The sequence below is a fragment of the Aeromicrobium sp. genome (assembly GCF_036676885.1).
Classification (GTDB): domain Bacteria; phylum Actinomycetota; class Actinomycetes; order Propionibacteriales; family Nocardioidaceae; genus Aeromicrobium.
In genome coordinates, this window is sequence record NZ_JAKFCB010000249.1 from 1 (window position 1) to 5,425 (window position 5,425).

The 5,425-nt window shown below is 68.0% G+C and carries 7 protein-coding genes; 2 read left to right on the top strand and 5 right to left on the bottom strand.

Annotation, left to right across the window (positions count from 1 at the left end):
- The coding region (locus V6M46_RS11135) for a DUF1697 domain-containing protein (protein ID WP_332664878.1) at window positions 1–456 on the top strand (456 nt) is incomplete at its 5' end.
- A gap of 49 nt (window positions 457–505) precedes the next feature.
- Here the strand turns inward: V6M46_RS11135 and V6M46_RS11140 are convergent.
- A complete protein-coding gene (locus V6M46_RS11140; RefSeq protein ID WP_332664880.1) occupies window positions 506–661 on the bottom strand; it encodes a DUF6131 family protein in 156 nt (51 codons plus the stop codon).
- 157 nt (window positions 662–818) lie between these two features.
- On the opposite strand from V6M46_RS11140, the gene V6M46_RS11145 reads away from it, so the two are divergent.
- Window positions 819–1,658 (top strand): NAD-dependent protein deacetylase, encoded by an 840-nt coding sequence (locus tag V6M46_RS11145; RefSeq protein ID WP_332664883.1) that lies wholly within the window; start codon window positions 819–821, stop codon window positions 1,656–1,658.
- Window positions 1,659–1,720: 62 nt separating this feature from the next.
- On the opposite strand, the gene V6M46_RS11150 is transcribed toward V6M46_RS11145, so the two are convergent.
- The 4 genes from V6M46_RS11150 to V6M46_RS11165 all read right to left on the bottom strand — a co-directional run.
- Entirely contained in the window at window positions 1,721–2,701 is a 981-nt protein-coding gene (locus V6M46_RS11150) for an ABC transporter substrate-binding protein (protein WP_332664887.1), read from the bottom strand.
- Entirely contained in the window at window positions 2,698–3,786 is a 1,089-nt protein-coding gene (locus V6M46_RS11155; RefSeq protein ID WP_332664889.1) for an ABC transporter permease, read from the bottom strand. The genes V6M46_RS11150 and V6M46_RS11155 overlap by 4 nt, the downstream gene beginning before the upstream one ends.
- On the bottom strand, window positions 3,783–4,547 hold the full coding sequence (locus V6M46_RS11160) for an ATP-binding cassette domain-containing protein (protein ID WP_332664891.1): 765 nt from the start codon (window positions 4,545–4,547) through the stop codon (window positions 3,783–3,785). Before V6M46_RS11160 ends, V6M46_RS11155 begins: the two co-directional genes overlap by 4 nt.
- A partial coding sequence (locus V6M46_RS11165) for a hypothetical protein (protein WP_332664893.1) occupies window positions 4,544–5,425 on the bottom strand: 882 nt, incomplete at its 5' end. The genes V6M46_RS11165 and V6M46_RS11160, both read right to left, overlap by 4 nt.

Genomic DNA, 5,425 nt, shown 5'->3' on the forward strand with positions numbered 1-5,425 from the left:
CGCGAGATCGCCACCGACCTCGGAGCGACAGACGTGTCGACGTACATCGCCTCCGGCAATCTCATCGCCGACGTCCCCGGCAAGGGCGCCGACTTCGACCGTGCCCTCGAGAAGGCGATTGAGAAGCGCTACGGCTGGTTCCGTGACGTCATCTCCCGCACGCCGGCGCAGGTCCGCAAGGCCCTCGATGCCCACCCGTTCGAGGTCGTCGAGCCGAAGTACTCATACGTCTCCTTCCTCGCCGGCAAGCCGACCGCCGACGCGATCGCGAAGGCCGAGACGTACGAGACCGGCGACGACCGGTGGCAGGTCATCGGCACCGAGCTGCACATCAGGTACGCCAACGGCGCTGGTCGCCCGCAGATGAAGGCCGACTCGATCGGCCGTGCGCTCAAGGTGCCCGGCACCGCCCGCAACCTCAACACCGTCAAGAAGCTCATCGAGCTGGCGACGTGATCCGGGCATGGGACGGGGCCGCCACCCGAAGGCGACGGCCCCGCCACGCTCAGAAGTAGTGTCTTCGACCGCCGATGCCGCGGTCCATCGAGCCCAGGATCCACAAGATCGCACCGACGATCAGCAAGATGATGCCGATCGTGTAGAGGATCGGGACGTCGAGCACTGCTCCCAGGATCAACAGAATGACTCCAAGAATGATCACAGCAGTTCCTATCTGCCCTCAGCCGACGGGTGCCGGCCCACTTCACTTCGGGACATACCCCGATTCGGCGAAAACACACGCACCTGGATCGCGGGTCTCCTTGGCTTGTTGGCCGAGGTCTTCAGCTGACTTCTCATCTGAACGTACGCTTGAGGGCGTGGATCAGCAGGCCTGGCGGCGCATCGACGCTGCCGACGTCATGAGCGTCCTCGGCGGTCGCCGTTGGCTCGTGCTCAGCGGTGCGGGCGTGTCCACCGACTCCGGGATCCCCGACTACCGCGGCCCGGGCTCGCCGGCGCGCAGGCCGATGACGTACCAGGACTTCGTCCGTACGCCCGAGGGCCGGCAGCGCTACTGGGCGCGTGCCCATGTCGGCTGGAGCCGGATGCGCGCGGCGCAACCCAACGCGACGCACCACGCGCTGGTCGACCTGGAGCGGCACGGCAGGCTGACCGGCCTGATCACGCAGAACGTCGACGGGCTCCACGGGCGCGCCGGCCACCGCGACGTCATCGACCTGCACGGCCGCATCGACCGGGTCATCTGCCTGCAGTGCCGCGAACTCACCCCGCGATCAGAGCTGCACGCCAGGCTCTCGGTGCTCAACCCCGGCTACGAGACGCGCGTCGGCGAGGTGGCGCCCGATGGCGACGTCGTGCTCGACGACACCGCCGACTTCCGGGTCGCCGAGTGCCGGACGTGCGGGGGTGACCTCAAGCCGGACGTCGTGTTCTTCGGCGAGAACGTGCCCAAGGACCGGGTCGAGCGCAGCTACGCGCTCGTCGAGGCGGCGGAGGCGCTCGTGGTGCTCGGGTCGTCGCTGCAGGTCATGTCCGGACTGCGCTTCGTACGCGCGGCACACAAGCGGGGCATACCCATCGCGATCATCAACCGCGGATCGACGCGGGGCGACGACCTCGCGACGGTCAAGCTCGAGGCGGGCTGCGCCGAGACCCTCGCCGTCCTGACCGGCAGATCGGCCACGGCCCCGGCCTGAGGCAACGAGAAGGTGCGCACCCCGAGGGAGGAAGTCCCGGGATGCGCACCTCGCTCCTCGTATCAGCAGGACGACTTGTAGACCGCCTCACCGCCCTCACCAGCGAGGTTGTCCTTCGTGATGATGGTGAAGCCCGTCTGGATCTTCTTCTCCGTCGAGCCGCCGTCGAGCGCGGCCATGGCCTGCTCCACGCCCTTCTCGCCGATGATGCCCGGCTGCTGGGCGACGAGCGCCTGAACCGTGCCGTCCTCGAGCGCCTTGACCTGGTCGGGTCCGGCGTCGAAGCCGACGATCTTGACCTGGTCACCCTTGTCGGCCTGGCGGACGCCGGTCGCGGTGCCCTCGGCGGCGAACAGGTTCGTCGCGAAGACGCCGACGATGTCGGGATCCTTCTGCAGCGCCGCCGTCACGAGCTTGGCTGCGGTGGCCGGCTCGTTGTGGCTGTACTGCACGCCGAGGTACTCGAACGACGAGTCACCCTTGGCAGCGTCCTCGAAGCCCTTGACGCGGGCGTCGACCGTCGAGACGCCCGGGTCGGTCGAGATGACCAGGACCTTGCCGCCGTCGGGGTTGAGCTGCTTGATCGCATCGAATGCGGCCTTGCCGCCGCCGATGTTGTCCGACGAGATCTCGGACACCGCGAACGACGGGTCGTTGACCGTCGTGTCGACGAGGACGACTTTGATGCCGGCCTTCTCGGCAGCCTTCAGCGGAGCTTCCATGGCTGACACGTCGGTCGGCGCCACGAGGATCGCGTCAGGCTTGCTGGCGACGACGGAGTCGACGATCGGCTTCTGCAGCGTGGGGTCGAACTTCTGCGGACCCTGCACCTCGACCTTCGCGCCGGCCGTCTTGGCCGCAGCCTCGATGCCGCACTGCATCGTGATGTAGAACTGGTCGCCGGCGACGCCCTGGATGAAGGCGATGCTCTTGTCGCCGGATCCTCCGCCTCCGTCATCGTCGGAGCCGCCGCACGCAGCGAGCGACGAACCCATGACCAGGACTGACGCGCCAACGGCCAATCCTCGTGTGAATCGACTCATGTTGTTACTCCTTGCTCCTCGGGTGAGGATTTCTTGGGGCTCCACAGCTGGAGCAGTGGGGATCTGCTTCGACCGCCGCGCTGGGCCGCGGCCCGACGCACCTGGTCGACGTACACGGCGACGATGAGTACGGCACCGACCGCGACCTGCTGCCAGAACGGCTGCACACCGACGATCACGAAGCCGTTCTGCAGCACCGCGGGGATGAACAAGCCCACGACGGTGCCGAAGATCGTGCCGATCCCCCCGAACAGGGACGTCCCGCCGATGACGACTGCGGCGATGACGTTGAGGTTGGTCTGCGTCTGGCCGGCGATCGCGGTCGTGTTGAACTGCGCGAGCGACAGGATGCCGGCGACACCGGCGAGCAGGCCGGACAGGGCGTAGACCTTGATGAGGTGCCGATCGACCTCGAGGCCCACCCGGCGGGCGGCTTCCTCGTTGGACCCCACGGCGTACGTGAACCGGCCGAACCGGGTGCCGTGCAGGAGGATCGCACCGACCACGACGAACGCCAGCGCGATGACCGTCAGCGTCGGCACCTGCCCGAACACGTTGCCGTAGCCGATCTTGTCCTGCATGATCGTGGGCACCTCGCGGATGTCGACACCCTTGGTGATGATCTGCGCAGCTCCCAGTGCCATGCCGAGCGTGCCCAGCGTCACGATGAGGGGCGGGATCTTGGCCTTGGCGATCAGGACTCCGTTGAGCATGCCCCAGGCCAGGCCGGACAGGATCGACGCCACGACGCCGTACGCCGCGGTGGTCCAGCCGTCACCGCCCTCCCAGATCATGACCTTGGCCCCGATCACGCCCGAGAACACCATGACCGAGCCGATCGACAGGTCGATGCCCGACGTGATGATGACGAACGTCATCCCGACGCCCAGGATCGCGAGGATCGCGGCGTTCTGCGCGATGAGGCGCATGTTGCCGACGGTCGCGAACTTGTCGGGCGACTGGACGGCGAAGACGATCCAGATCGCGATCAGCACCAGCAGGATCTGGAAGGCCTGCATCTTGACGATGCGAGCGACGGGGCTGTCGTTCTCCGTCGACTCGACTGCGACTCCTGCCACGGTCATGCGCTCTTCACCTCTTCCTTGACGCCGGTCATGGCGCCCACCAGCTGCTCCATCGAGGTCTCGCTGACGTTGTATGTCGCGACCCGCTTGCCGAGTCGCAGGACCTGCACCCGGTCCGCGACCTCCATGACGTGCGGCATCGAGTGGCTGATGAAGATCACCGCGACGCCGTGGTCGCGTACGCGGCGGATCGTGTCGAGCACGTTGGCCGTCTGGCGTACGCCGAGCGCCGCGGTCGGCTCGTCGAGGAAGACGACCTTGCTGGCCCAGTGCACGGCGCGGGCGATCGCGATCGCCTGGCGCTGGCCGCCCGACATCGAGCCGACGGGCGCCGTGAGGCTCTTGACGGTCGCGCCGAGCTTGTCGAACGACGACCGTGCCTCGGCCCGCATCGCCTTGTTGTCCATGAAGCCGAACTTGCCGGCGAGCCCGGCCCGCATCAGCTCACGGCCCAGGAACATGTTCTGCGCCGGGTCGAGGTGCGGCGCGAGCGCGAGGTCCTGGTAGACCGTCTCGATGCCGAGCTCGCTGGCCTTCATCGGGGTGTCGATGTGCTGGGGATGACCCTCGTAGAGGATCTCCCCGGAGTCGACCGCCAGGTTGCCGGACAGCGCCTTGACGAGCGTCGACTTGCCGGCGCCGTTGTCGCCGATCAGGGCGACGACCTCTCCGGCGTGGACGTCGAAGTCGGCACCGTCGAGCGCGGTGACCTGCCCGAACTGCCGGGTCAGCCCGCGGGCTTCGAGGATCGGGGTGCTCATGAGGCACGCACCTCCGTCCACGGACGAGCCCGCCCGTCCATCGCCGACACCAGGCCGTCGAGGCGGCGGCGTCCCTCGAGCTCCAGGAACGTACGTCGTTGGGTCGAGTCCATGCCCACGGTCTCCTTCCACACCGAGCGGCCGGCGATGAAGCCGGATGCGCCGCCCTCGTCGCACGAGACCTTGAGGACGTCGGCGAACTCCTCGAAGCCGACACCGGCCGACAGCACGGCCCACGGGCTCTTGATCGAGTCGGCGAGCTTGCGGCATGCCTCAGGGCTGCCGGGATACTCCAGCTTGAGCAGGTCCGGCTCGAGCGCGTCGAGCGCCACGGCGGCCTCGATGATCGCGGCGGACTTCTGCTCGGGGCTGAGCGGCTCCTCCGAAGGAAGCGGGTAGATCAGGTTCTCGATGACCGACGGGGCGCCGCTGTCACGGCAGTCGGCGATCACGGCCTTGATGACCTCGATGGCTTCGGCGGTGAGGTCTGGCTCGCCGGCGACGACGGGGCGGTCGGCGCGTACCTGGATCAGGAACTTCACCGCGTGGCCGCCGAGGCTGTGCACCCAGGCCGCGTTGAGGTCGGGATCGCGCAGGGCGCGCGGCTCGCCGTTGTAGCTGGGGCGCGACGACGGCTCCGCCGCCACCAGCACGCCGAACCGCGGGTCGTCGAGCCGGCTCAGCGCCGGCGTCCCGAACGTCGGGTCGAGCAGGAACCCGCTCGCCGACCCGTTCAGGCTCGCCAGGAGGTCGGCCTTGTAGTCGATCAGGTCGTCGTCTGACGGATCGTTGATGCCGGCGGCCGCATACATGCGCTTGAGCGTGTTGCGTTGGTCCATCGCGAGCACGGCGAACGTGCCCTCAGGCGTCGCGATGTC

Excerpts from the sequence above, each read along its gene's own strand:
- V6M46_RS11150 (WP_332664887.1), bottom strand. The coding sequence starts at position 2,701 with ATGAGTCGATTCACACGAGGATTGGCCGTTGGCGCGTCAGTCCTGGTC.
- V6M46_RS11155 (WP_332664889.1), bottom strand. The coding sequence starts at position 3,786 with ATGACCGTGGCAGGAGTCGCAGTCGAGTCGACGGAGAACGACAGCCCC.
- V6M46_RS11160 (WP_332664891.1), bottom strand. The coding sequence starts at position 4,547 with ATGAGCACCCCGATCCTCGAAGCCCGCGGGCTGACCCGGCAGTTCGGG.